At 42.7% G+C, this 25,842-nt stretch carries 18 protein-coding genes; 4 read left to right on the top strand and 14 right to left on the bottom strand.

Annotation, left to right across the window (positions count from 1 at the left end):
- Window positions 1-283 precede the first annotated feature (283 nt).
- Complete coding sequence (locus NSQ99_RS07685) at window positions 284-1,516, top strand: hypothetical protein (RefSeq protein WP_340836026.1); 1,233 nt, start codon at window positions 284-286, stop codon at window positions 1,514-1,516.
- Window positions 1,517-1,545: 29 nt separating this feature from the next.
- Entirely contained in the window at window positions 1,546-2,001 is a 456-nt protein-coding gene (locus NSQ99_RS07680) for a hypothetical protein (protein WP_340836025.1), read from the top strand.
- 844 nt (window positions 2,002-2,845) lie between these two features.
- On the opposite strand, the gene NSQ99_RS07675 is transcribed toward NSQ99_RS07680, so the two are convergent.
- The gene (locus NSQ99_RS07675; protein WP_340836023.1) at window positions 2,846-7,306 is read right to left on the bottom strand and encodes an S-layer homology domain-containing protein; all 4,461 of its coding nucleotides are present in this window, start codon (window positions 7,304-7,306) and stop codon (window positions 2,846-2,848) included.
- 443 nt (window positions 7,307-7,749) lie between these two features.
- The gene (locus NSQ99_RS07670; protein WP_445670542.1) at window positions 7,750-8,481 is read right to left on the bottom strand and encodes a ZinT/AdcA family metal-binding protein; all 732 of its coding nucleotides are present in this window, start codon (window positions 8,479-8,481) and stop codon (window positions 7,750-7,752) included.
- A 337-nt stretch (window positions 8,482-8,818) separates the two neighbouring features.
- Between NSQ99_RS07670 and NSQ99_RS07665 the strand changes: the two genes are divergently transcribed.
- Entirely contained in the window at window positions 8,819-10,147 is a 1,329-nt protein-coding gene (locus tag NSQ99_RS07665; RefSeq protein ID WP_340834771.1) for an IS3 family transposase, read from the top strand.
- Window positions 10,148-10,356: 209 nt separating this feature from the next.
- On the opposite strand, the gene NSQ99_RS07660 is transcribed toward NSQ99_RS07665, so the two are convergent.
- From NSQ99_RS07660 to NSQ99_RS07645, 4 genes are all read right to left on the bottom strand, one after another.
- Window positions 10,357-10,947, bottom strand: a complete 591-nt coding sequence (locus tag NSQ99_RS07660; protein ID WP_340838757.1) for a Fic/DOC family protein — start codon at window positions 10,945-10,947, stop codon at window positions 10,357-10,359.
- A complete protein-coding gene (locus tag NSQ99_RS07655) occupies window positions 10,940-11,164 on the bottom strand; it encodes an antitoxin VbhA family protein (RefSeq protein WP_340836021.1) in 225 nt (74 codons plus the stop codon). The genes NSQ99_RS07660 and NSQ99_RS07655 overlap by 8 nt, the downstream gene beginning before the upstream one ends.
- A gap of 121 nt (window positions 11,165-11,285) precedes the next feature.
- A complete protein-coding gene (locus NSQ99_RS07650; protein ID WP_340836019.1) occupies window positions 11,286-11,771 on the bottom strand; it encodes a GNAT family N-acetyltransferase in 486 nt (161 codons plus the stop codon).
- 92 nt (window positions 11,772-11,863) lie between these two features.
- The gene (locus NSQ99_RS07645; RefSeq protein ID WP_251668084.1) at window positions 11,864-12,685 is read right to left on the bottom strand and encodes a lipid II flippase Amj family protein; all 822 of its coding nucleotides are present in this window, start codon (window positions 12,683-12,685) and stop codon (window positions 11,864-11,866) included.
- A 116-nt stretch (window positions 12,686-12,801) separates the two neighbouring features.
- Between NSQ99_RS07645 and NSQ99_RS07640 the strand changes: the two genes are divergently transcribed.
- The gene (locus NSQ99_RS07640; protein WP_210178541.1) at window positions 12,802-13,986 is read left to right on the top strand and encodes an IS256 family transposase; all 1,185 of its coding nucleotides are present in this window, start codon (window positions 12,802-12,804) and stop codon (window positions 13,984-13,986) included.
- A gap of 275 nt (window positions 13,987-14,261) precedes the next feature.
- On the opposite strand, the gene NSQ99_RS07635 is transcribed toward NSQ99_RS07640, so the two are convergent.
- The 8 genes from NSQ99_RS07635 to NSQ99_RS07600 form a co-directional block, all read right to left on the bottom strand.
- Window positions 14,262-15,182, bottom strand: a complete 921-nt coding sequence (locus NSQ99_RS07635) for a tRNA dihydrouridine synthase (protein WP_340838756.1) — start codon at window positions 15,180-15,182, stop codon at window positions 14,262-14,264.
- A gap of 301 nt (window positions 15,183-15,483) precedes the next feature.
- On the bottom strand, window positions 15,484-15,993 hold the full coding sequence (locus NSQ99_RS07630) for a YfiT family bacillithiol transferase (protein ID WP_340836018.1): 510 nt from the start codon (window positions 15,991-15,993) through the stop codon (window positions 15,484-15,486).
- A gap of 205 nt (window positions 15,994-16,198) precedes the next feature.
- Window positions 16,199-18,343, bottom strand: a complete 2,145-nt coding sequence (locus NSQ99_RS07625; RefSeq protein ID WP_340836017.1) for a transglycosylase domain-containing protein — start codon at window positions 18,341-18,343, stop codon at window positions 16,199-16,201.
- 146 nt (window positions 18,344-18,489) lie between these two features.
- The gene (locus NSQ99_RS07620) at window positions 18,490-19,539 is read right to left on the bottom strand and encodes an S-layer homology domain-containing protein (protein WP_340836016.1); all 1,050 of its coding nucleotides are present in this window, start codon (window positions 19,537-19,539) and stop codon (window positions 18,490-18,492) included.
- Window positions 19,540-19,637: 98 nt separating this feature from the next.
- Window positions 19,638-22,436, bottom strand: a complete 2,799-nt coding sequence (locus NSQ99_RS07615) for a cohesin domain-containing protein (RefSeq protein ID WP_340836014.1) — start codon at window positions 22,434-22,436, stop codon at window positions 19,638-19,640.
- A 276-nt stretch (window positions 22,437-22,712) separates the two neighbouring features.
- On the bottom strand, window positions 22,713-23,540 hold the full coding sequence (locus tag NSQ99_RS07610; RefSeq protein ID WP_251668073.1) for a carbohydrate ABC transporter permease: 828 nt from the start codon (window positions 23,538-23,540) through the stop codon (window positions 22,713-22,715).
- Window positions 23,537-24,421: a carbohydrate ABC transporter permease gene (locus NSQ99_RS07605; RefSeq protein ID WP_340836012.1), complete on the bottom strand. Its 885-nt coding sequence runs from the start codon at window positions 24,419-24,421 to the stop codon at window positions 23,537-23,539. The genes NSQ99_RS07610 and NSQ99_RS07605 overlap by 4 nt, the downstream gene beginning before the upstream one ends.
- A gap of 70 nt (window positions 24,422-24,491) precedes the next feature.
- Window positions 24,492-25,826, bottom strand: coding sequence for an ABC transporter substrate-binding protein (locus NSQ99_RS07600; RefSeq protein ID WP_340836011.1), 1,335 nt, complete (start codon window positions 25,824-25,826; stop codon window positions 24,492-24,494).
- Between the last annotated feature and the right edge of the window lie 16 nt (window positions 25,827-25,842).

Here is a 25,842-nt window from a genome sequence, read left to right as displayed (position 1 = left end):
TTATCCTTGGTTAAACAGCTGGTAAAGCGCAAATCTAACAAATAATAAAGAAGAAACTGCTGCCTTCAATTCGTTGAAAGCAACAGTTTTTGTTTTTATCATGACATTTGATAACAGTCATTCTGTTCTATTAGCTAGTTATATATTAAGCATTTGGCTATGAACTTATTCATTTGTTGATGGATTTGAAATCTATCAAAATGATTCTACTGTTAGAAGTTTATGGTATTGACATGGAAAAAAATTCAATATATATTTAATATATTACAAAGGAGGTATTTTTTTGAAAACAAATATTTTGAAAGTTTTAGCACTTATTTTAATTTCATCTATGCTAGTAGTGCCTGTTAATGCTTCAGAATCAGATTTTTCAATTATGGAAAACAATCCCCAAATCGTAATAAAATCTGATTATGCAGAAGAAGGAACACGCGTATCTGTGAAAGTTTTGGAAAGTGATTATGTTAAAGAAGAGACTGTTTTTTATGGAACAGTCAAACCAAATGAACCTTTAGTGCTAACTCCCGAAATCAGTCAAGATATTTTTAATGATGAAGTACAGATAATAGACTTAGTGTATAATGTAACTTTAGTTTCGCCAGATAACCATATTCAAATGGAGTACGTTAGCATACCATACGTCTCTGAGAAACATCCTATTAAACACGATGTAATATCTGAACTCAATAATTTACAGACAGTAACTATTGAAAGTAATTTTAATCAGGATAATCACTATAACATCCCTAAAGTCGGCACTGCCCCCAATAATTCAATGAGTTTAGCGGCAGCACCAAATTATCTTAGTTGTGAAAGACTTGACTCATTTGTAGAAAAATGTATATTAGAAACAAGAGGCTATTCTGTGCCAACAAAGATAGCAACTGTACATGTAGGAGATGGTGAGAAAGTAAAATTCAATTTTAAAACAGGTGCTAACATTAAGGTAGGTATCGGTTATAAAAAAGGTAGTTCTTGGACGGTAGAAGGAACGACGTCAAAAAGTATAAATAGTACTCTTCATTATGATTTCACAGGATCGTCATCAACGAATACTCAGTATGATTTGTATGCGAATGTTGATTATGTTTATGAAAAATTCGACCTAGTTGCTTTACCTTCCTCAGGCGGCTCGGCAGGGCAAAGAATTGTTATAGGTACTGAATACAAACTTATACCTGGCAAAGTAATTGGCCCAGCAGACACTCCTATAAAATCGGTTAAGAATAGCAATAACGGAAAGCCTGCATCGGAAGTATTAGCAGACAAGTGGGGAGCTAATTTTACTATTCAGTCTGTGACCGGACTTACAAAGTATTATAGCGTTGAAAGTACTTTTTCTGGAGGACTTAGTATAGCGACTCCAGCAGGTACTTTTACCTCTAGTGTATCTACAAGTTATGTAAAATCTCATGAAATAGCTTATTCTGTACCTAGTGGTAGTAAGTATAAATATCTTCATTATGACTTAGATAGAAAAGGTAAAGAATTCTACGTAACAAGAGCTTTAAAATAACTTATTCTGTAACTTCTTGGAGATGACTTATGAATTTGAAATCATTAAGTATAAGGGTTGGTTTGCTTCTTTTTGTTCTTGCCATTTTATTTACTTCTTTATATTTAATATTTAAACCAGACGATGACATCAAGCCATTACATTTTTATAGCTATTCAGGTAAATTTGAAGGTATAGTTGAAATAGATGGGAGAACTCCTTATAATGGTAAATACTTCTTATCCATAAGCGATTTTTATCCCGTAGAAGAAGAGTTTTCTGATTACTTAAGTAAATTTCAAGACCCAGAATTTTCAATTAAGTATATTATTTTAACAAATGACACCTATATTTTTGATCATCGAACTACTCCAGGTAAAATGATAACTTTGGAAGAAGTCAAACCCTCGTTGTTTACATCGTCGGATCGTCTTCAATTTAAATTATACTTTGACAGATCCGATAGAGTAGTCCAGCTAATCACAAAGGTATTAGAGTTATATTAATATCTTAGCAATATAAAGATAGATGTGAACTCGATCTGCTTAAAAGACTGGAACAATATCAGCATCTAAGTCATAACAAAGGTGAAATCCAAACTTGGATTTCACCTTTGTTAATTATGAATCTAGTAATGCCCAAATCCTCTAATAAGACAGTTATACTTCAGCTCAACAAGCAAACTCCTTTGAATTCGACGTGGTTTTGCTTGTTTCTTTTCTATCCTATTGTTCCTATCAAATATCTTATTACCTTTCACAGATCGCTTTAATGCCATACAAGTGATTTTAGAAAATAATTGTATGTGTGTAAGATCATTTTTGTAATCTCTGTATCATATTCCTTTTCTTTGTAATAGGTAGATGGATTTAATACGCAGTTGTAATACTTCCAATATAGATCTTCATCAAAGTAATTTTTTTCGAGTAAAGGATAAATAAAACTTCCGTCCTCACAGTTATAATTTTTTTTCAGTTCTTGTCTACTTTCAGTCATGACACCCTCGCTTGTATTAGTTATTGATTTGATTTCCATAACGTGTTGAAATAACGAACCCGAAGGCTTAGTAACATAGCGGTCGAGTCGTAGACCTAGCCTTGCAGGGTTGTTACGGAATACACTTCTCTGAAAAGAGCATTACTAATCACTACTTCTCCGCACTCAAACTACTCACTTCTTTTTCCAATTATGTTATCCTATATTCAAAATAAGCCGAGTGCTGTGAACACTCGGCTAAACAATTGGCTTGGATGGGCTTATCCCTTCTAAGTTGAAGATTATAGAACCCACCTTTGGCGGTAACCTTGGGGTGGGTTCTTACTTTTTCTTGTCGTTATCTTAGAGTAGCTATTACAGTGACTCCATTAACAACTGATACAAAATAACTGCTGCTTGAGCGCGGGTTGCCGTTCCATGCGGAGCGAACTTGTTATTACCAACGCCACTGATAATACCCGCTTCATGCATAGCATTCACTGCTTTCTTAGCGTAAGCTGCAATGTCTTGCTCGTCTTGGAAGGCCGCTGCCGCTTGATCTGCATTCAGCGTAATGCCTGCCACCTGGATAGCGCGATAAGCCATAGCTGCCATCTCTTGGCGAGTAATCTCGTCGTGAATGCCGAACGATCCATCCGTCCGTCCATTTACGATACCGAGCTGCTGCGCTGTTGCAACGGAGCTATAATACCAAGCATCCTGCTTAACATCTAGGAAGCTGCTTGATGCATTTGCTACGCTCAAATCTAACGTCTGCATTAGCATATGAACAAATTCAGCTCTTGTCACGGATTTGCCCGGTGTAAACGAATCCTTCGTTACCCCATTTACAATTCCACGTGCTGCTAGACCTTCTATGCTGTCGCTCGCCCATGCGATTGCCTTCGCATCATTGAATCGTACAGCATTAGCGATTGCTGCGTATTTACTGAAATGCTTCACTTTGAATACTACCATACCAGTATGCTTATCGTAATGAGCATGTTTAATGACTTCGATGTTCCCCTCTTCCGATAAGTAGTAGAGCACGATTTGATGTGGTTTTTCTCCTGTCTTCAGCGTATAAGGAATTTCGACTCTCACCTGCTGTCCTGGACCGAAGCTAGTAATTTTCTTACCGCCAATGCTTAAATTGAAGTCATACACCGTGTTCGAGCCTACGAACTCGCGGACTTTTTCTGACAGCGTGCTGTTGTCAACGGCGGCGACGCTCAATTGAATGTTGGCATTGCCAGCTGTTCCCTCGAACAACGAAACTGGCAGCTGTACAACTCCGAAACCTAATAAAACCTCGATACGCTTAATACCCGCTTTTTTCGCTTCCTTCACTTGTTCAGCAAGCATGGAGATAGTAACCTGCTTAGCCTGCTCAACACCAGTAACGACAAGCTTCATCGTACCTGCCTTTGCATCAGACAACGCTTTTTTCAAATGTGCAGCTTGAACCGTAGCAGTTGCATGACCGTTAGAATCCACATTTGCCTTTAATTCATCAGATGCAATTGGTGCTGGCGGTGTTGTCGGCGGAATACCAGGTCCGGTATATATGCTATCTGTTACTGCGTACGCTGCTGTTGAACGCTCTGATTCACCACCATCATTGACAGCAGTGACCTTATAGTAATAAGCCGTTTTCGGTGTTAAACCGCTATCCTCTAGCTTCGTTGCAGTAATCAGCTGCGTATTTACTTTGACGTAGTTGCCCTCTGCGGAAGTAGAACGATAGACGTTATAGCCGCTTGCATCCTCTGATGCTGTCCAGCTTACATCAATTGTACTCGTTCCTTTTGCTATTGCTGTTACATTAGTAGGAGCTGCTGGTACCTCTGTCTCTACTGACTTGAACGTGAACGAATGATGAATTGGAGCTGCAATCAAATTACCAGCTGCATCTCTTAAACGCATGATGTAGATATTGCCAACCTCTCCGTTATTCTTCGTCACATGATTAAAGGTCACGAGGGCGGATTGATCGTCCTCTGCCCACATGATCACAAAATCATCAGAGAAATCAAAGCCAATGCCAAAGTCTCCTCTATGCATAGGCTCATTGAATGTTATCTCTAGCTTATCGCCAGCTTCGAGCTCAACCTCGTCATTAAGGCTGAAATCAATATCAGCGCTAAAGTTGCTCGTTGTCTCCGGACGTAATGGACGATTTCCGTCGTCTGTCGCGCTGTTCGGATATGGTGGCCAGTTCGGCTCAGGACCGATTCTCTGCACCGATTCCGATGCGTTCCAGCTAACAGTTTCCTGATTGTTCTCCAGCTTAGACTTGTCAATGGAAAGCTCGAACATACTGCCAGGCATCGCCTCCATCTGCAGCTTCTTCAACGTAATGACCTCAAAAGCATCGTTCGGTATAAGATTGTTGCTGTTCGGATTAGTCGTTACACCGTAGTTTAGAATCCATGCTTGTTCCGTATCCTCCTGTGGCGATTGAGACAACAGTCGACCGTCAGCATACACTTCTACCAGATCCTTATTGATCCTGCTCGTAAAGCCATACATGACTGCTGCTCCGTTATCATTGCGAGCGGTACCATGGCGAAGAGCAGTTGCGACATCAACGCCCTGGAAATATACGGTCTTGCTGTCCTTAGCCGAACCAACGGTCGTAATCTCATAGCGTCCGATCTTAACCTCATCCTCTGTCAGATTAAACACCGCGGTGCCGTCAACTACATCAGCTGTCCATGTGTTCTCTGTTGGCTCGTTATCCTCATCTAGAAGGGTGAGCTTAACCTTCGTATCATCAGAGTGAACCTTAATGGAGACAGGCACCCCTTCCGTGACGATCTCATTTTCTGTCCATAGTGTGTACTTGCCAGGGCGAGACCAGCGGATATAGGAGCTGTCGATATCATACGGAGAAATGGACATATCAGCGATGCTATCGTACTTGCCGACTCCATAGCTTGGCGGATCGCTATGCGGAAAAAGATTGTTTACCTCGAGCGACTTACCGTTAAACTCCTTTTCCATAATTGCCAGCATGAATGGCACATCTCGATCTTGAATGGCGTGAGCTCCATCGCGAACTCGTACCGCAGCATTGTCACTGCCTAAAAACTCATAGACCTCCTGTGCCGCTGTCATTGCCATTACGGAGGATGGCGGTGTCGTCCAATCGAAGTTGTTATCTGCGACAAATGCGATGAGTGGTCTTGGTGCCATCAATGCCTCAACGGCATGCGAATCGAATGGCATATAATCCATATCCTTCTGTTGCTGGAACGCAGCAGCTGTACCAAGACCCAGCCAGAATGATTCGCCAAAATACTGAATGCTGTTAAGACCCTTCTGGTTTCTACGATAAATGCGATCTAACGGTGTATTATAGTAAAACAGCTTGCCTTCAGCCGTGTAACGGAAGCTGGATACACCGGACTGTCCGCTGTCTACCGGCGCTGCTGCACCGACGCGATCATCCATCGCTGCTGACATTAGCGCGTATTTACCATTTATCGATACACCAGTTGTCATTGATTGATAAGGGTTAATATTCCATTGGTTCATGCCGCCGTTAGCTTCAGCACTAATCTCCATCGCATCAATAATGCGGGAAACGGTCCAAGCTGCCGTCATGATTGAGCCAGTGTTGAAATCATATTCATAAGGGTTAAAAGGATATAAATTGTAGTAGTTTCCGCTTCTGTTAAATCCACCCCAGTTCGAGACATTAATTACGGCGTAGCCGTTTTCTGTCGCCATGGCTGTCTGACCGAAACCAAAGGCAATAATGACTGGCCAACCACCTTCAGGCGGTGTGCCCGTTGGAACAATAACATTACCAAGACTTCCAGTCACGGTTCTGTCATTATCATTAATCGTGACATTGATCTGGTTTGTCGGCTCATTTACGATGATCGCGCTCTTAGGCGTCGGATATTTTCTTCCATAATAGTAGTACTGAATGAGATCTCTAAGCTCATCTCTGCGCTCTAGCCAATCAGCCTCCGTTGCGACTCGACCGTTCGAACCTGCCTCAGAATCTATAAACTGGAACAGATCATTAAGGCCCGGTGAATGTGGTAGAGAGGTAATATTTTGCGGGAAGCTAGCGCGCGGCGGTGTAGGCTGCAGAGCTGTTTTATCGACCTGGGCGTTTACTAGCACATTTTTCTTATCCGTTTCTATCCCCTCTTTGTCGATCTGGACACCAAGCGTCCCTGTTCGTGTAATGTCAACAAGCGTAAGCTCGAATACCGTGTCACTTACCTGCGTCAAGGCGCCCTTCTCTGCTGTTGCGGATGCATAGTTGGTAACTGCAGTAGGGGTACCGGCGCTAAGAATGATGTCATCCAACGACAATTCTGATACGGCACTGTTGAACGTAAGCCTTAAGGCAGAGCTATCCGCCACGAACGCTGTTCCTCCGACATTGGCCACGCTATAGGTAACTAAGGCTGCTTCACGATAAATCATAATAGCCTTTTCTTGATCGTCCACACCGTCCTTCGTAATCTTGAGCGTGACGGTGCCTTCATTCAACACGTCGCTAATTTCAAGCCTGTACTCGGTGTCGCTTGAACCTTCTACCACAGTCAGTGAGCCCATTGTTGCACTCGCCGTTCCAGCTGCGAGCACAATGTTGCTGTCCTCTAATCCAGGTACCGGTTCCTCAAATACGAGTGTAATCGCATCCGATGTTGTCACATTTGCTTCGCCGTTCGCCGTTGCAGTGTAGCTCGTTTTCACGATTGGGCTATCATTAGGCTCTTTTTCCTCGGCAAACACAGCACCCATATCGAATAGAGTAAGTGACATGATGGCAACCAAAAACAATGAAATAAAGCGTTTACAAGATTTCATGCTTTCGTCTCCTTCAATTTTTACTTTTCCATAATACTGCATGTGCTTTCACCTCTGACTGGCAACGCCTCCTTTTCATTCATTCGCTTCAAGAGTGATTGTTCGCGCGTTCATTTTCTTCATTCGCTATACATGATCACCTCTTCTGAAAATGATGACATAAGTTGAAAATTGTATGACAGTAGATGTAGTACAACAGTATTCTGTTGAGACAAGTTTTATGTATGAATAGTTATTGTCCTCAATTTAATTCTAACTAAATCCAAAGCTACTAAGACCCACCTTGCATCATGCTTGGTGGGTCTTAGTTAAATACTCAGTATACGATACGGTTTCAAATCTATTTCGAAGCTATATCTCTTTTTTTCTCTATCTCGTTTCGTTAGTATCAGGTATGCCTTGGAATGCCATTCTTATGTAGCTGCAAGACGCTTTACTTTAAATTAATGTGCCATCATCTCATGAGCAATCGTATGACCGTCCATTACTGTTGGATAATACGTCGGCCAATTTACCAATTCCTCTAGCAAAGCAGCGCGATCATCTCCCCAGTACAGGTGATAGTGTCCCGCTTTCGTCGGGTAAATGCTATGGTCACTGAATTGAATATAGGTCGGCACACCTTCTGCAGGCTCAGCTAATTTGAAAATAAAGCGAACGCCACGATTTCCTTTTTCATAGGTCAAGATTTCATACCCGTCACTAACATATTCACCAGTGCTAGCTTGCTCACCCTCATAGAAGGTCACTAGATTACCGTCAATGACAATCCGATCAACCGTTGTTTTATAGCCGGTGTCATAATACTCCTTATATTCCTCAGCAGACATCGAATCGTTATGTGCTGCCTTGTGTTCAAACACTTCGTCTAAAGTGCCGTCTAAGAGATAAGGGTAGACAGATTGCCAGTCTCCCGCCCAGTCTGATAGCTCACGATCCTTAATCTGGCTATCCTCAAAATAACCTGCATAAATTTGATCTAGTTCCTCATCATGAGCATGACCGTGCCCGTCATCGTTGTGGTCATGCGCATGGCTATGTCCATCTTCCTCATCGTGCTTATGATCATGACCGTCATCTTCGTTGTGCGTATGGTTGTGACTATCAGAACTTTGCTGTGCCGTCACCAAGTTGTTCGTACCCTCCTGTTCTACATCCTTAGACTGGCACGCCATTAGCAGGACACTTAACGCTACGATACTTGCCCACATCATTGTCTTTTTCATAATAAGCTCCTCTCCATTAATCGTAATGATTACGTTTTATATAATAAGCAGCGACTATTTAATTGTCAATACTAATCGTAAATATTACGAATTAAATTTTCGTGTACATATTGCTGATCGACATATGATGAGTAGCCTGTACAAGCAATACACATTGGACACAAAAAAGAGTGAGCTCTTGCGTAGAATGGTACCTGTAGTTAAGACACTTGAAAAAGAGTGTGCGAACTACAGGTTTTTTTATATACTAGAAATTAAGATTAGAGGACGAGGACTAGAGGCTACTATGAGTAAACTATTATTTTCACCCAAAGATGTACAGCTACTTCAAAAGAATCCAAATGTACAACAAGTTAGTGAACGTACCATTACGTATACAGATGCATTCAAAAGTAAGTTTATCGATGAATACTTAACCGGGAAAACACCAAGACAAATCTTCAAGGAATACGGATTTGATGAAAAAATGATTGGTATCAAACGAATTGAACAATCTTCATCACGTTGGCGAAAAGCGTATGAAAAGAATGGTTTAATCGGGTTAACGGATACACGAAAGTCTGGATCAGGTAGACCATTAAAGCGTGAATTAACAATGGCTGAAATAATGGAAAGACAGGCTGCACGTATTCAGCTATTGGAAGGGCAGATAGAGCTGCTAAAAAAGCTCGAAGCGACAGAAAGGAGGCTACTAAACGAAGGCCAAAAAATAAGCACAAATAAGATTTTTCAATTACTTTCAGACACACTCACTACGTTTCCATTTGAACGCATGGTAACCTATTTTTGCGAACTATTAAATGTTTCTCGTTCAGGCTATTACAGCTTCTTAAAAGCGCGAGATACGCGAGTAATTAAGGAACAGAAGGATTTAGAAGCACGAGATTTGATTTTAAGAGCCTTTAATCGGCGTGGTTATAAAAAGGGCTCACGTTCAATCAAGATGACGCTTGAACAGGATTACAAGTGTGTTATGAGCCGTAAAAAGATCCAACGCATCATGCAGAAGTACGGGATTGTCTGTCCTCACCGCAGACCAAATCCTTATAAACAAATAGCAAGAGCAACGAAAGAACATCGTGTTGTGTCAAATAAATTAAACCGAGAGTTTAAACAAGGTGTCCCTGGGAAAGTACTTTTAACGGATATCACCTATTTGCCGTATAACGGAAAGTGTATGGCTTATTTGTCGACCATAAAAGATGGCTCTACCAACGAAATATTAGCTTATCATGTCTCGGACCGAATCACATTAGACATTGCAACAAAAACGATTGAAAGGTTAGTACGCAATAAGAAAGTCAAACTCCACCCAAAGGCTTTTATTCATTCAGATCAAGGATTTCATTATACAAGCCCGAAATATCAAAAACTACTAAAGAAACACAATTTAGATCAATCGATGTCACGCCGAGGAAACTGTTGGGACAATGCGCCTCAGGAATCATTTTTCGGTCATTTTAAAGATGAAGTGAACTTTGAATCTGTCCAAACTCTGGATGAACTTAAAGCGAAAATCGATCATTACATCGTCTATTACAACAATTATCGTTACCAATGGAATTTAAAAAGGATGGCTCCTGTACAATACAGAAACCATCTCTTAGTTGCGTAATCTCTTTTTTTTACTGTGTCCTTGACATAGGTACCACTTTAGCGCTCACTCCACTTATTACTTACTATGGCTCTGCATTTATATAGATTTATAATCAATTGATCTGTTAAACAGAAAACCAGTTCTAATGGTTCGAACTGGTTAGGTATGCATAAATATTCAAAATTCCAATTCAGTAGTCAAAGTTATTTCGCATAAGTTATCTATACCTAGCATCTCTTTTTACTAGTGATCGTATATAAAATATATTTTAACCTTTGATTATCATATGGCGACTCTATCATTGCCTTAAGCATAATAGCTGGATCAACTTGTGTAAAGTCGATGTAAAGTCCAACTTCTAATGCTAATGAACGAATAAACTCACGTTGAGTACGACCGTTCCCCTCTCTAAACGGATGAAGAACATTCAATTCAGTTAGATAGTGGGCTAATCTATCAACAGTTTTTTCAAACTCTAAGCCCTTTAACCAATTTTCACTCTTAAGTTCATCAAGCAATATTATTGCTTGATTCGCCAAAAATTGAACTGGTGCAAAGCGAAAATGATCTTTCGCAATATCCTCCTCACGTAACTCACCTGCAAAGGGATATATATCATTAAATATAAAGCTATGGATTGTACAAAGATGACTCAGATCATAACTCCCCATTATAGGTTTCAAACTTAATAATCTCAATCGGTCAAGTGTTACAATTCGCTCAAACGCATCTAATTGCTGTTGATCTTTAAATCCAGGTATATTAATGAGGACATTGCTATTGGGATAACAATACCTAGAATTACTCTGTTTATACATTTTTTGCAAGTTCTATTGCTTTAGCTATAAATTCTGCATTGCTCATTTTCCCAGCAGCTTTTTGTTCAACTAGTTGTTCCTCTTCAGTGGTCAAGTACATCCCTTCAATAGCAAGTGATGCTTTCGCATTTAGTAATGCACGCTTTCTTTGCTCTCGAGTGTATCTTTTCACAAGCAACACCCTCTTTTTATTAGGAGATACAATACTTATATTCATATAGCTTGACCACCTTTACTACTATAAATACTCTCTTAACATCATTATATCAAAAATCATTTGCTATCGGGAAAGATAATCGCGATTTATTTAGCCTGCCAAACAAACTCATGAATCGAGTTCAGCGTACCTTCTGGAATGCAATTCTCGATGTCCCATCATCAAGCACAATTTCTCCACAATACACATAACCTAATTTCTTTAGTAAACTTTGCATCGGTATGTTTTGAACATGTGTATCAATTCTAATATTGCCCGTCTGCTCAAATGCCCAATCTAAGCAAAACGTTGCAACCCCTCGCGAGCCTTCTGCTGAAGCAGTGCGATGGATGACTCCATAAGGCTCATTGTTCAGCCATGCACCGCCTTTAATGACCTCATAGGTCGGGTCTTCCTCTTGAGCATAATAGAACACGCCAACAACCTTCTCCTCATCGATGCAGACATAGAGCTTCTCCTGACTAATGTCGTCCTCAATAAGCACTCGTTCAGGATAGTCATCGCCCCATTGATCCGGATTGCCCTGCTCCTTCATAAAACTTCTCGCGTAGTCGTATATGGACATGATGATGTCAATATCACCTAATGCTGCTTGTCTAATCTGCAAATTGTTCCCTCCACCGTAACTATCCTCTGCTGTTCATCATTATTAGCATATTCCATATACAGTAATCATTCATAAAACCCTGTTCAATAGAATTAAAGCAAAACAATAAACTTCGTTAACCAGGCTATGTATTTCGCACCCCATATGAACAACAATTGAGCAAGTAAAGTACCTAATAACCGTGACGTTACCATCATCAGTGACATACTTTTGAGTTTATTATAGCTCCCTCTTTCATTAGCAACATCGTCTGCTAATACAGATATTTTGGGGTCAATTAATATCACTAATAGTATCGTTGCGATACCGTTAATTAAACCAGATGCCATTGTTGCTGTAGAAGCTCTCTCAGGGGCTAATAATGATGCATATAATGCGGATAATACACCGATTGTATATATGGATGTGATGACCATATTTACGCAAAACAGCTTGATCGGTATATCCTTCATCTTCGTATCCTGTAAATATGAAAACTTAGGCAAACTGAAATGAGTGATGGCACGTTTTACGTACTGTAGAGAAAATATCTTTTTCATTAATGAATGAACAGAGCCTTTTTCCTCGGATAAATGTATGATTGCTCTTGAAAACAAAGCGATAAAAGTAGGAAATAGAAGCATTCCAAATAATGTTCCAACCGTTGATGCACTGATAAGCACTCTAAATTGTGCTTCTACAAACTCTAGGGTATTTTCTTGGGGGGCCTTATCGATCAGACTGCCAGTGAAAGGCTGTTGCATCATATTCGCAAGACGCGAAACGACAACCATAATGTTGAAGAGAGATAAAGCAGAAGCGATCATTTTAACTCTTGCACCTGACAACCTTGCAGCGTAAGCAAGTGTTTCTACCGAATGGATAATAAAAATAAACAAAAATAAAAATATTAATTTTACAGATATGAGCTCCATGCCATTACCTTCTTCGAGAGTATAAAATATTATGTGTAAATGAATAAATGCAAAAGGAAGACCTTTTCTTGTAGAATTGAGTTACCACACAAAATTCACAGAGAGAGGTCTTCCCTATGAATCATTTTACAACAGATTTAGTCCAAGCTCTAGTTACAAAACAAGATGTGACTGAAATTTTTCGTATTCACCTCGAAAGAGCGATGAATCACTTGTTAACAACCGAGTTAACCGCCTTCCTAGATTACGAAAAGTATGATCGTGCAGGCTTCAATACAGGCAATTCTCGTAACGGCAGCTATACACGTACGCTCCATACGGAATACGGCGATCTGCACCTTCAAATCCCTCGTGATCGTAATGGAGAGTTCAAGCAGCAGACCGTAGCGCCCTACAAGCGATCCAACGACACGTTAGAATCGTTTGTCATTCATATGTTCCAAAAGGGCGTAACCATGACTGAAATCGCTGATCTGATCGAGAAAATGTATGGGCATCATTACACACCACAAACCATATCTAACATGACGCAAGTGATGGTAGAGCATGTTGATGCGTTCCTAAAGCGCCCATTAGCCCAGCGCTATGTCTGTGTCTATTTGGATGCAACCTACATTGCTGTAAAGCGTGAGACTGTTTCGAAAGAAGCCGTTTACCTAGCTGTAGGCATTCGTGAAGACGGTTCTAAGGAGGTGCTTAGCTATGCCATCGCTCCAACTGAGTCTGCCTACGTATGGAAAGAGCTTCTGCAAGACCTTCGAGAAAGAGGCACAGAAGAAGTGCTACTCTTTATTTCTGATGGGTTAAAAGGTATGGTTGATGCCATTTTCGAGGTCTTTCCAAGTGCCAAATACCAAACCTGCTGTGTTCATCTTGCTCGCAATCTTGCTCATAAAGTGCGTGTGTCTGATCGTGCTGAGATCTGTGATGATTTCAAAACAATATACCGCGCAAAGGATGAGCAAGCTGGTCGTGAAGCGCTAGAACGTTTCTGTGATAAGTGGAAAACTGCTTATCCTAAAGCAACGAAAGCTTTAGTGGAGAATCCGTATATCTTCACGTTTTACAGCTTTCCACAGTCGATTTGGAGAAGCATTTACTCTACGAATCTTATTGAATCTTTTAACAAGCAGATCAAGAAATACACGAAACGGAAAGAACAATTTCCTCACGAAGAAGCACTAGAGAAATTTTTAGTTTCACAGTTCGAAGGCTATAACCAACGCTTTGCTACAAGATGTCATATTGGCTTTGACCAAGCTCGTGCAGAACTACAAGCCATGTTCAAAAGCAACACGTAATTCAACTGCTACAAGTAAAGGTTATTTTTATTTACACAAAATTCTTGACGCTACCCCTTCTTCTTTAGATTCGTCAGCTTACATTTAAATAGCCAAATTATGTAATATATTACCATTACATAATATAGTTGTAAATAGTAACTAGCAGGGCTATTACCTGATAGTAGTGCGACAGCCTTGGCATCTCTCAGAAAAAAAAGAAAGTAGAGAGGCCATCGCCCCTCTACTTTCTCTTCATAACAAACCTTCACAGCTTCATTAGGCTTGTCCTTCTACTATGTGAGATCATCCATATTATCTTCAGCGCTTTTAATCAATGCGCGAACTTCATCCGTAGACTTTGTGCTCATCATTTGATGTCTTAGCTCACTAGCGCCGCGGAAGCCTTTCACATAAATTTTGAAAAAGCGCTGAAGCCCTGACATTGCACGTGGCAGCTCCTCGATATATTGATCATGAAGATCAAGATGCAGCTTTAGAAGCTCCAAATGCTCCTTCGGACTGTGCTGCTTTGGCTCCTTCTCAAAAGCGAACGGATTACTAAATATTCCGCGTCCAATCATTATGCCGTCTACACCATACTGCTCTGCAAGCTTTAGCCCGGTTTCGCGATCAGGAATATCCCCATTAATAGTTAGCAGCGTATCAGGTGCAACTTCATCACGCAGTTTTTTAATTTCCGGAATCAGCTCCCAATGCGCTTCCACTTTACTCATTTCCTTCGTTGTACGCAAATGAATAGAAAGGTTCACAATATCTTGCTTGAAAATATGAGTTAACCACTCTCGCCACTCATCTACCTCGGAGAATCCAAGTCTAGTTTTCACGCTAACAGGCAGTCCACCCGCTTTTGCTGCTTGAATAATATCTGCTGCAATGTCTGGACGAAGAATAAGGCCACTGCCCTTCCCTCTTGATGCGACATTTGGAACTGGGCAGCCCATATTAATATCTATTCCTTTAAAGCCCATCTCTGCCATTCCGATGCTCATTTGACTGAAATATTCGGGCTTATCTCCCCATATATGCGCAACAATTGGCTGTTCATCCTCTGTAAATGTCAGACGCCCACGCACACTTTTGATCCCATCTGGGTGACAGTAGCTCTCCGTATTCGTAAATTCCGTAAAGAACACATCCGGTCTACCCGCCTGACTTACGACATGACGAAACACTACGTCCGTCACATCCTCCATCGGTGCAAGGACGAAAAATGGTTTCGGTAAATTACGCCAAAAATTATCTTTCTTATCTATCTCTATCACCCTTAGCTCATATCCTCTCGATTTGATTATATTAAATACAAATAGACCGCCCCGGCAAAGGAATCGGTCTATTTAGTCTGCTTGTAATTACAAATATGATAACACGCATGACTTTGCACTTTCAAGAGCTTCCCAGCCTTTTACTAGCTGTACCACATCTGCTAAACCGCACTAGTTTTACAAACGTATGGCTAATGGAACCGGGCAAGCTACTTCTATATACAAGGACTGATTATTTAGTCAAAGCAATTTTTATATGAGCTAAGTGATGCTCCTCATGCCAAGCTAGCTTTGCAACCTTTGTAGCTACTTTGATCTGACCGTTCGTTTGGTGCGTAAACACACGCTCCAGCTGCTCCTCAGTCAACGTTATCCCTAGCGCAACGACACGCTCGTTAATCCCCTCAAGCATTCGGATAGAGCTTTCAACAGGAAGCTCGTTATCCGGTAACAGCACCCACTTCTCTTCATCAAATGCAGGTACGATTGGGTTATCATCCGTTAGAGCTAATTTCAAGCGTTGATACATATTTAACTGAGAATCTGCAATGTGATGCACAAGCTGACGAACGGTCCATGCACCCTCGCGATAGGTTTTGTTCAATTGTTCTGCATCTAATGAGTCTACAGCCTCTCTCAATCGATGGGTATAGGAACCGATTTGCTGAAGCCACTCCTGAACATTTTGTTGCGTCACCTTGTCAGGAACCTGCAGCTTTCCAATTGGGAATTTCACATCCATTTTCAGACCTCATTTCTATATTAGTTTTACCGATTAACGTTTAATATACCAATCGTCCAAGCTAATGTAAACCTCCAGCACAACCTATTGTAAACCTTATCTCGACCACTGTAACCCTCAGCTTATCCCTGTGAGCAAGGTACATGCTCGTAGACATTCGCTTATAGAGGATAATGCCGCAGATGACTTTACACCGACAGTGTGCTTAATCATTATTATGCCTTTTCTTTCTCTCTTCTTCACGCTTCTTATTCTCTTCCTTCTTCTTCTTTCTTTCCTCTTCCCGCTTCTTCTTCTCTTTCTCTTTTTCTTTCTCTTTCTTCTTTTTCTCCTCCTCTTTTTTCTTCTTCTCTTCCCCTTTTTTGTTTCCCTTTTCCCCAAATATAGGACCTGCATTGTCTTTCGCTTTCTCGATTGTAGGCCGTGTAAACTCAGATATAGGTACGTCCTGTAACGCAAGGGACATCATTTCTCGGAAAATTATAGCCGGGTACTGCCCGCCGGATGTTGTTAAATAATGATTGCGATCCGTCTGATCGTAGCCTAACCAAACCGCCCCTACAAGCTCAGGCGTATAGCCGACAAACCATGCATCCTTAGCACCGCCAACTATGCCTTCGAACTGTTCGATTCGCGGAAGCTGCGTCGTTCCTGTTTTCCCAGCCATCGGACGATTGAGTGCGGCATTCTTTCCTGTACCTTCTCTTATTACATCTTGCAGCATCTCCGTCATCGCATAAGCGTTTTCTGGAGACATAACCGCAACCGGTTGGTGTTCAGCCTCAGCTAAAACCTGTCCGTCCACCGTTGTAATTTTCGTAATCGTATGTGCTTGAATCTGTTTGCCAAGATTAGGGAACACGCTATAGCCCTGTGCCATGTGAAGTGGAGACACCCCTTGCGATAATCCGCCAAGCGCCAAGCTTAAATTACGATCTTCCTCGACTAGCGGAATACCGAGCTTCTCCACAAACTCTATCCCGCTTTGAAGTCCAATTTCGTTCAACAGCCATACGGCCGGAATATTTCTGGAATAAGTAACCGCCTCTTGAAGCGATACTTCCCCTAACGTACGGTTATCTACATTTTTGGGACGGTAGCCTTGAATATCTAATGGGCCATCATACAGCCGTGAATGCTTATCGTAGCCTAATTCCAAGGCTGGTGCGTACACACTTAACGGCTTAAATACTGACCCAGGCTGCCTCACCAGCTGCGTAGCATGATTGAAGCCGCGGAAGGTATGCTCTCCTCGCTGTCCGACGATTCCGCGTATCCCCCCAGTCGATGGATCCAAGATGACGGCTCCGCTCTGCAGCAGCTGATCGGATGCACTTTCTGGGAACAGCGCATCATTGCGGTACGTTGCTTCCATCGCGTTCTGAACGACTGGATCCAGCTCCGTGTAGATGAGCAGATCTCCAGCTAACAGCTGACGCTCGGTAAATCCATATAAACGAATGGCCTCATCAATCACTTCATCCATATAGGATGCATATTGACCGAGCAAATGGTTAAGCTGCTCCTGTGGAATTTCCTCGAGCACTTGAATCGGTTCTGCCTTGGCATGCTGATATTCGGCTTCAGTGATAAAGCCTTCAGCCTTCATTAGACCAAGCACGAGATTGCGTCGCTCCAAAGCGAGCTCCTTATTCCTAAGCGGAGAATATCGGGTTGGAGCTTTCGGTAATGCTGCAAGCAATGCGCTTTCCGCCAACGTCAAGTTCTCCGTTTGCTTGCCGAAGTACCGCTTGGCTGCTCTTTGCACTCCCCACTGACCCTCACCGAAATAAATTTGATTCAGGTACATTTCGAGAATTTGGTCCTTATCATAAAGTGTCTCGATCTTAATGGCATAGGCAGCTTCTGTCATCTTACGGGAGAACGTTTTTTCACCTGTTAAAAAGACATTCTTAGCAAGCTGCTGGGTAATCGTGCTTCCCCCTTGTACTGCACCGCCTTCCTTCACGTTACGAAAGGCTGCGCGAATAATGCCGAAGACGTCCACTCCGGTATGATCATAATATCTTTTATCTTCTACTGCGACGATGGCCTGCTGAAGATGCTGCGGAACTTGATCGATAGACACATAATCGATCTTAGCAGTGGTGACCTCGGAGCTGACCTCACCGTATCGATCGATGAATTGTGTCGGAGCCGCTATTGGTACAGCTAGCTTAGCGATATCAAGCGAATGAATCCAATTAGCCCCGATTGCTACTAGTGACAAAAATAAGAGCACCATCGCGATGATCCATATTCGGAATCGCTTCATCAGCCTAAAGATATCGGATGGTCCGCGGCGTCTTCCCTCTTTTTTATGTAAATGATCTTTTTTATGTTTATTCATAGCTGCCTCCCATTGCAATAACACACTGTCTGAGCTGTAGACATTCTATTATAATGAGGAGGTTTTGAATGGTAGTCAAATTAATATTTTGTCATAAAGATATGCAAAAAGCTCAAGATAAGCTTGAGCTTTTTGGTTTCAGTATTCTAATTAACCTTGGATGTTGAAGCAATGTGGTCCACTATTCTCAAAAGCAAGGTAACAGCTTCAGCTCTAGTTGAGTATCCGCCTGGTGCAAATTTGTTGTTGCTCCTTCCCTTAGCTATACCTATATCCGTAGCTGCTGCAATGGCCGGGTATGCCCAATCTGGAATTTGGTCCACATCATCATACGTAAGCGTAGAACTCGAATCCTTCGTGTCTTCATAGCCTATTGCACGCATGAGCACGACCGTCATCTCAGCGCGGTTGATCCATTGAGAAGGTCTGAACGTTGCGTCATCATATCCTTTCACCAATCCAGCAGCAACTGCTTGCGATACGTGAGCTTTTGCAAACGGTGGAATTTGTGCATCATCCTTGAACGTTTGTGCTCCTTCAGAGGAAGCTGGCAATGCCAGTGCACGAGAAAGCATAGTAATAAATTCTGCTCGAGTAACCTCTTTGTCTGGAGCGAATCTCCCATCTGGGTAGCCCTTCACCCATCCCTTCGCGGTTGCTCTGTTAATGCTTTCCTCGGCCCAGTGACCTTCCGTATCTATATAGTTCGTCGATATACTAAGCTTCGATATTAAAGCTGGCTCAGATGTGATGCTGCTACCATCTCGGTCAACCAGTTTCACTCGCGTTAATTGAACGAGAGCTTCGCCTTGTCCAATAGCTTTGAATTTTAACGAGGCAAAATGCATTTTTCCATTTTCGCCTAAGGTATCACCAACCTTAGTATGAGCGAATATTATTATCCCGTCCTCAACAATCGGAGGAACCGTAAAGCCTTCCCAAGTCGTGGATGCTTGACTAAACTTCAATATGTTAGGGTCGTAGGATAGACGAAGCTCATATCCAAAAACGTTTTTCGTGCTATCGCCTTCGACCGATACTACTACTTCTTCGCCAACTATTGCATTGCTGGCGGAGCTATTTAATGTAAATGAGGAGTTATTCTCAGCATGTGCCATAATCGGTATCAAGGTAAATAGCAGTAGCACGGACAGTAGAAGCTTGGACAGCAGCAACGGCAATTTTTTTATTTTCAATTGAATCGTCTCCCTTGTTCATATAATGGTTAGGAGAGAAACAGGTCCAAGGGTATCGACTGCACTAAGCTTTGATACCCTTGGCTGTTTTTCAGTTATTAATTAGTCAGAATGAGACGCGCCAATGCGACAAGGTCTTCAATGTCGATTGTTCCATCATTATTGATGTCGTATTTCTTCACTTGATCCCAATCTGGGCTATCTGAAGATTTGCCATAAGCTTTCGCAACTAGAGCCAGGTCACCAACGCTTACTCTATCATCATCGTTGACGTCACCTGGTAGTACAGGCTTGCGAATCTCAACTGAATGCGTATCTCCATCAATTTCCGCCTCTACTCCTTCACCGTCTGCAAGCCCAACTAGCGTAACTGCGATATCCGCAATACCAGCTGTCTGCTTTGCTTTGAAGCTAAGCTTAAAGAGAGGTTGATTAGGATTATTTACGCCTTCATTTAAGTGAGTGCCTAAAATTCGAATACTTCCTTCTTGGCTATCTGAGCCTACAATTATAAACTGCTCAGAATCAACGGACACTGGCTGACCAACAAGCTCTAGCTTATCAGCGTCGTATGCGATTGTAATGTCTTGTGCATATACTTCCTGATTCAAGCTTTCAAGACCGTAGGTCACATCGAATGTTTCACCGAACTGCACTACCGCTGGACCTGACAACGTTGCTGAGCTGGTTATACTACCTCTGCTCTGTGCGAACATCCAATCAAAGATGTTCTTATCTGCATACGCTTCTTGGCTTGCACCATATCTGAAGCTGGCGTTTGATTGACCAAGAAGGTTGCTGTACACTTGGGCTTCGGTTTCGTGCGGCGTCCAGTCAAAGCCGTAGTAAGGGAAATTAAAGGCCTGGTTCGTTTCCAGAACGTTTACGTTAGCATTTGAATACAATCCGCTAGCGCCAGCGCCTGTACTGAAATACTGTGTCCATGAATTACCAGCGCCGTCATTCTTATGTGTATGCGCCCATATGGAGGTTTTTGTTAACTCAGGGTTCGCCGTAAGCTGTTCCTCAGTTGGCAAGCTGCCTCCTGCAAGCGGAACAATTGCTGCGAGAAACTCAGGATTGCGACTATAGAAGCCGAGCGTATACATGCTGCCCATCGAGAAGCCGGACATATAGATACGGTTCAGATCCACCTTGCCCTCATCGGCCAGTTTCTCGATATATGCCATAAGTGCCTCATTATTGGCCTGATTGTTTGCGTGGTTTTGCGTTGCTATAATGTGCGCGTTGTACTTGCCAGGGTTCTCCAGCTGACGCTTGGATAGTACGGCTGCTCCGTTCGCGGTTTGCACTGGAGCGAAGAAGTCCCCAGAAGGGCCTCCACGGCCGCCGCCATGGTTGTAAATAAACAGTGGGAGAGGACCGAGTTCTTCCCATGACTCGTCGATCGAGATCAGGATGTCCATGCTGCCTGTGCCGCTCGGGTTCGTTTTGTCAGGGACAAACTTGTCGAGCGCCGGGTTGACTACAGCTGATTGAGTGAATCTCGGGGTTATCGTGGTGCCGTCTGTCAGTTTGATCTCACGATCTACGTTGACGCGGTAATTGAGAAGTGCAGAGAAGGCGTTTTGCAAGTTGCCTGATACCATTGCGCCGGATGTATAGCCATTGGTATTCCAGAACTCAAATTCAATGATGATGTAGCGACCACTCTCCGGAGTATCCGTTACGAGGTCGTCGGAGCCCGGTGCGGGGGATATATAGCCAAGCGGCTCCGGAGCACTGTTTACATACACCCTAGTGATATTGCGCAAGCCGTCGAAAATCACGGTTGAGCCGTCAAGTCTTGTATTTCTAGCAGCCGCCGTGAACATATCGGAGCTAAGGTCAGCAAGGTTGGCCTCGTTGCCTTCGCCAAGGTCGATGATGACCGCTGTCGTGACGTTACCGACAGAGAATATATCGTTATACACGGTGAACGGTAAATCTGCTGCGTTTGTAAGAGGCTTGAATGTTACGTGGATGCTGATGCCGCTTTCGGTGACATTCCTTATTGTATATGTGTTGTCTGTAACAGCTACTTCTTCATTATTAACTGTAACTTTATCCACTTCAAACCCAAATGCAGGGTTTAACGTGAAGGTTACGTCTTCGCCATCATTTACCCAAACATGCCCTGCTAGGGAGGATGGACTTATACTGCCGTTCTCGCCAGATGATGTCATAACGTAGTGCTGAACGCCAACACTAACGTTTGGTTCATACAGTCGTAAAGCCGGTGATTCCTGCATCTGCTGAAGCAGTTGAGCAGCGCTCGTCGTGTTCGCCGCCTGGCTCTTCGCTGTGAAGCCGTCTTCCGTACTCGTCAAGGCAAAGTTCCACTGGTTGTTCCCACCCCAAATGTACAGAGACACGGTGCCTTCCTGTTCATCCAGTACATGCAGCAACATGCTTTGCTGGTTGCCATTGATCGCTGCGCCAGTCGTGTTGAGGGGTGCATGCTGCGCGTTGAAGCTGGATTCCCTTCTCAAAGGCTCCGTGCCTCCGCCTGCGCCGGGTGCGTCATTCAATACATAATAGCCTGGGCCGTCACCAAGACCGCCGGATGCCGCCGCAGTATTTGCACCAAGGCCAAACTGCCAGATCATGTCGTCCGTCACTTCGGATGTAATTAAACCCTCTTCAATCGTTACGGGCTTGGATGCCATACCAACCTGAGTATCGCCGGTCACATCGCCTGGTGTGCTGATTGTCGCTTGAGCGTTAGTAAGTGCTCCGTGCTCGGAGACAATAAGATAACTTCTGCCAATCTGGACATCAGCTGGGTCGACCTGTCTCCATGTTTCGTTCGGTTCCGCAGCTGTATCTGCCTTGGCCTCGGGTAAGTTAGATACCATTAGAACGGATACCATAAGAAAGCAAACCAAGAAAGACATCACGAATCTTGTTTTACGCATTACCTACAACACCTCTCTCTTATTCTTTGTCTCTTTGCCTTTCAGACGACATGACTATAAGATCGTCTACATCAAGAAAACATCTTAATCACCCCCCAAATTTGATAAGAGTCGTTAGGGAATCTTAAGATGTTTAACCGTTCTAGAATGTCCCTAAGACAGTTGAATATCATAACGGTAATGATTAGATCGTAGAGTATCGTTGCATAGGCTTTGGCATGCGTTTCGGTTATTCGACGCTTGTTAGTTTATTATCTAACCCTTGACAGCGCCGGCGGCGATCCCCTTGACGATATGCTTTTGCATAACAATAAAAAAGATGAATATCGGCACCAATGTGATAACCGTAAGTGTCATGAACATCGGCCAATTAACGGTAAATTCGCCTTTCGCTTTATAGATTTGCAGAACAAGCGTCGATTTGGACGCTGAATTCAAGAACAGCATAGGTGCCAAGAAATCGTTCCATATCCACATCGTCTGAAAGATGGTGCTCGTAATTGTAATCGGCTTCAGCAATGGAAAGATGATTCGCCAGAAGATCCCCCATACGCTGCAGCCATCAATGACAGCTGCTTCAGTCAGCTCCCGAGGAATCGTCCTCATATATCCCATCATTAGGAAGAAGACAAAGACAGATCCGCTCGTATACAGAGTAATCAAGCCGTATAGTTTATCGATTAGGTGCAAATCACTCATCAGCTGAAATAAAGGAATGAGTGTCGCTTGGAAAGGAATCATAAAACCGGCAAGCAAATACAGCATCGCAAACCTTGTTATTCGATTCGCATTGAATACAACCGGGTATGCCGCCATCGCACCAATCAAAACAATCAATGCGACAGAACAGACGGTAATGGTTAGCGTGTTCCAGAAGCTGCGTATAACCGAGGTGTCCTCAAAAACCTGAATGTAGTTTGTGAAGATCCATTTTGAAGGGAGAGCCATAGGGTTCTTTGCAGCATCCTGCATCGTTTTGAACGTGTTGACGATAATCATATAAAACGGGAAAAATGCGATTATTCCGGCCGGGAGCATCAATATGTCCAGAATCCACAACCGTTTTTCAGAGGTTTTCTTCATTGTAAGTCCTGCTCCCTTCGTTGCATTACTGTAACTTGGAAGATTGCAATGGTTAGTACGATTAAGAAAAAGACGAATGACATGGCCGATGCTAGGCCGTACTGTGTTTCAGATATTCCCCTTTGCACGATTACCTGGGTTATCGAGTAGGTTTCATAGCCAGGCCCGCCCTTTGTCAAGGCGAATGGAATCTCAAAAACTTTGAGCCCGCCGGTAAGCAGCAGCATGACGCTGACCGTCATTGCAGGTGCGAGAAGCGGAATCGTAATAAAGCGAATTTGCTGCAATCGGTTCGCTCCATCTATTGAGGCTGCTTCGTAATAATCTTTCGGAATGGATTGCAAAAATGCTAGATACAACACTGCATGCCACCCTGTTACTGCCCATGTTGCCACGACGATCGTAGATAGCTTCGCTAGTAATGGGTCGGACAACCAAGGCTGCGGCCCCATGTTAAACACTTCTCTAAGTACGGTGTTCAGTATGCCTGAACCGATCGGCGCCAGGATAAATCCCCAAATATAGGCAAGCAGCAGGCCGCTTGGAATAGATGGGAAGAAAAAAATTGCACGTTGAATGTTTCTAGTTAAAAACTTTTGATCCAATATTAAAGCAAGCGGAATCGCTAAAATCGTAACAAGTATTGCTTTGCCAAAAGTAAAAAATAACGTATAGGTAATGGCGGATGTGATCGCATCATCCACGAATATTCGCGCATAGTTTTTCAAGCCAACAAAATCATACACCTTCGTATATCCATCAAAATTAGTAAAACTTAAGAAAAACGATTTGATAAGCGGATAGATCGTAAACAATGAGTAGATCGCTAGAATCGGAAGCAAAAACAATTGAAACTGCAGCTGACGAACAAATTTGACCATAATTTGCCTCCCTTAAAAAGTGAGGAGAGGGGGTAGGTTTCCCTGTACCCTCTCCTTACCTAATCGAGGATTATTTATTTTCCATTTCTTTCAGTTTGTTGTCCAAAGAGGCTGTAGCTTCCTCCGGTGTTATTTTGTTAACGGCTATATCTTGAATGGATACAAGGAATTGGTTACGCAGCGCTTCTTGATGCCTATCCCATGAAACCATTGGCAAGTAAATTTTACCTGCAATTAGCCCATCTCTGTATGCTGGCTCATATGCCGGATGCACTGTACTATCATAGCCATGAACCGTAATGATTCCGCCTGTGCCTTCCTCGAATTGCTTCAGCCCTTCATGTGTTGTCATGTACTCAAGGAATAACATCGCTTCATCCTTGTTTTTTGTTTTACTGTTAATCGCAAAACCAACACCAGGCGCACCATTATAATATTTGTTGCCAGGTTCTTTACCTGGAATCGGCATAATTTCGAACTGAAGATCTGGATTCGTTTGCTCGATTGTAGGGATATTCCAAGGGCCGCCAGGGAACATAGCGACGTTACCAAGGGAGAATTCGTTAAGCACCTGGTCACTGGTCAATCCGATCATGTCTGGCGTCAAAATTTTATTGTCGATAAGTCCTTCCTTCCACATCGTTAACACTTCAGTCCAGCCTTCTGCGAAAGTTGTCTCGCCCTTAAATAGCTTCTCATCGAACGTTGGGTCCTTCGATAGCACATTACTACCGAACATAGCAGAATGAATGATTGTAATATCATGCATTCTGTCATAAAGCGGTAAGATGCCCGCTTCTTTTAGCTTCAAGCATGCCTCAATGAATTCATCCCATGTCTCTGGCAATTGAGTAATGCCTGCCTGTTGAAACAATTCCTTGTTATAAAACAAGCCGCCTGCCCATCCAGTTTGTGTAAAGGCATAGGTGCGTCCATCTTTACTAAGCATCGGCTTATTGCTGTCTAGCATCACTTCCATAAACGGTTCGTCCGTCAGATCAAGAGCGTAGCCGCCGTCTATGATCTCATTGCGGTTTTCTGCTGCGATGATGAATATATCAGGCGCCGTATCTGACAACAACATCGTCTGAAGCTTAGCAATGTAATCTGTTACAGGAGGCGCAAATTGAAAATCGAATGTAATATGCGGATATTTTTCAGTAAAGCCGTCGATCACAGGTTTCATTTCTTTTTCATTATTCCATGCCAGAATACTAAGCTTAACTGGTTTAGCTTCATTATCTTCCTTTGCTGCATTGCTCAATGAACTTTCATTGCTGGTGTTCTCTGAGTTGCTTTTATTACTACTATTGCTGTTGCTGTTACCGCTGTTATTGCTGCATGCGGCAAGTACTACTGACAAACAAAGGACAGTGATTAATAGCAAAAAGGACGATTTCTTCATGCTTGGCTTACCCCCA

Origin of the sequence: Paenibacillus sp. FSL W7-1287 (assembly GCF_038004245.1) — a bacterium.
In the GTDB taxonomy this organism is placed as follows: domain Bacteria; phylum Bacillota; class Bacilli; order Paenibacillales; family Paenibacillaceae; genus Pristimantibacillus; species Pristimantibacillus camelliae.
This window is presented reverse-complemented; position numbering and strand designations above follow the sequence as displayed.

Coding starts and splice junctions, on each gene's coding strand:
- NSQ99_RS07680 (WP_340836025.1), top strand. CDS start 1,546: ATGAATTTGAAATCATTAAGTATAAGGGTTGGTTTGCTTCTTTTTGTT.
- NSQ99_RS07675 (WP_340836023.1), bottom strand. CDS start 7,306: ATGAAATCTTGTAAACGCTTTATTTCATTGTTTTTGGTTGCCATCATG.
- NSQ99_RS07670 (WP_445670542.1), bottom strand. CDS start 8,481: ATGGCGTGCCAGTCTAAGGATGTAGAACAGGAGGGTACGAACAACTTG.
- NSQ99_RS07665 (WP_340834771.1), top strand. CDS start 8,819: ATGAGTAAACTATTATTTTCACCCAAAGATGTACAGCTACTTCAAAAG.
- NSQ99_RS07660 (WP_340838757.1), bottom strand. CDS start 10,947: ATGTATAAACAGAGTAATTCTAGGTATTGTTATCCCAATAGCAATGTC.
- NSQ99_RS07655 (WP_340836021.1), bottom strand. CDS start 11,164: ATGAATATAAGTATTGTATCTCCTAATAAAAAGAGGGTGTTGCTTGTG.
- NSQ99_RS07645 (WP_251668084.1), bottom strand. CDS start 12,685: ATGGAGCTCATATCTGTAAAATTAATATTTTTATTTTTGTTTATTTTT.
- NSQ99_RS07640 (WP_210178541.1), top strand. CDS start 12,802: ATGAATCATTTTACAACAGATTTAGTCCAAGCTCTAGTTACAAAACAA.
- NSQ99_RS07635 (WP_340838756.1), bottom strand. CDS start 15,182: ATGGAGGATGTGACGGACGTAGTGTTTCGTCATGTCGTAAGTCAGGCG.
- NSQ99_RS07630 (WP_340836018.1), bottom strand. CDS start 15,993: ATGGATGTGAAATTCCCAATTGGAAAGCTGCAGGTTCCTGACAAGGTG.
- NSQ99_RS07625 (WP_340836017.1), bottom strand. CDS start 18,343: ATGAATAAACATAAAAAAGATCATTTACATAAAAAAGAGGGAAGACGC.
- NSQ99_RS07615 (WP_340836014.1), bottom strand. CDS start 22,436: ATGTCTTTCTTGGTTTGCTTTCTTATGGTATCCGTTCTAATGGTATCT.
- NSQ99_RS07610 (WP_251668073.1), bottom strand. CDS start 23,540: ATGAAGAAAACCTCTGAAAAACGGTTGTGGATTCTGGACATATTGATG.
- NSQ99_RS07605 (WP_340836012.1), bottom strand. CDS start 24,421: ATGGTCAAATTTGTTCGTCAGCTGCAGTTTCAATTGTTTTTGCTTCCG.
- NSQ99_RS07600 (WP_340836011.1), bottom strand. CDS start 25,826: ATGAAGAAATCGTCCTTTTTGCTATTAATCACTGTCCTTTGTTTGTCA.